Annotated in this window: 2 protein-coding genes; both read right to left on the bottom strand. The window is 69.9% G+C overall.

Annotation, left to right across the window (positions count from 1 at the left end; all coding sequences use genetic code 11):
• On the bottom strand, window positions 1–653 hold a 653-nt coding region (locus FRZ03_RS03955), incomplete at its 3' end, for a GTP-binding protein (RefSeq protein WP_146463735.1).
• A partial coding sequence (locus FRZ03_RS03960) for a DUF742 domain-containing protein (RefSeq protein ID WP_146463747.1) occupies window positions 634–958 on the bottom strand: 325 nt, incomplete at its 5' end. The genes FRZ03_RS03955 and FRZ03_RS03960, both read right to left, overlap by 20 nt.

Genomic DNA, 958 nt, shown 5'->3' on the forward strand with positions numbered 1-958 from the left:
CACGGTGTTCGCTCCGGAACGGAAAGAGGGGCGGGGCAAAGGGCGCCGGAGAGGGCGAGCGAGTGCAGGAAGCGCATCAGGGTCAGCAGCACGTCCTTGCTGGAGGCGCGGCGGCGCACATCGCACTCGATGATCGGGATCTCGGGGGTGAGGTCGAGCGCGGCGCGCAGTTCCTCGACGGGGTGGCGGGGGGCGTCCGGGAAGGAGTTGACGGCCACGACGAAGGGCACGCCGCGTTCCTCCAGCCGGCCCATGACGTCGAAGCTGACCTCCAGGCGCCGGGTGTCGACGAGCACGACCGCGCCGAGCGCGCCTTCGAACAGGCCGTTCCACAGGAACCAGAAGCGCTCCTGACCGGGGGTGCCGAACAGGTAGAGCACGAGTTGGTCGGTGATGCCGATCCGGCCGAAGTCCATGGCGACGGTGGTGGCCGTCTTGGTCTCGGAACCGTAGTCGTCGTCGATCCCGATGCCGGCCTGGGTCATGGTCTCCTCGGTGGTCAGCGGCCTGATCTCGCTGACGGAACCGACCATGGTGGTCTTGCCGACGCCGAAGCCGCCCACGATGACGATCTTCACCGCGGTCCGGGTGGTGTGCGGCAGCTGGTCCTCGGTGCGCGGGCCGGGGATCGGGTCAGAGCTTTTGAAGTCCATGCATCACCGCTTCGAGGAGGGAACGATCGGGAGCCGCCCGGCGGGCGACCGGGGCGCGCGCCTGCACCAGTTCGGCGGTGATCATCTCCGTGACCAGTACCGTCATCGCGCTGAACGGCAGGGAGAGATAGGCCGACAGCTCGGCCAGGGACAGCGGGGCGGCGCACAGTTCGAGCACCGCCGTGTGCTCGGGGGACGCGCCGGGCGGGGGTGTGCGGCGGGCGACGATCAGGGTCACCAGGTCGAGTTCGGCGCGGCCGCCGTCGGCGGTCCCGGTGACGGCGTAGAGCCGCTCGGGGTTCCTG

Origin of the sequence: Streptomyces misionensis (genome assembly GCF_007896895.1) — a bacterium.
GTDB lineage: Bacteria > Actinomycetota > Actinomycetes > Streptomycetales > Streptomycetaceae > Streptomyces > Streptomyces misionensis_A.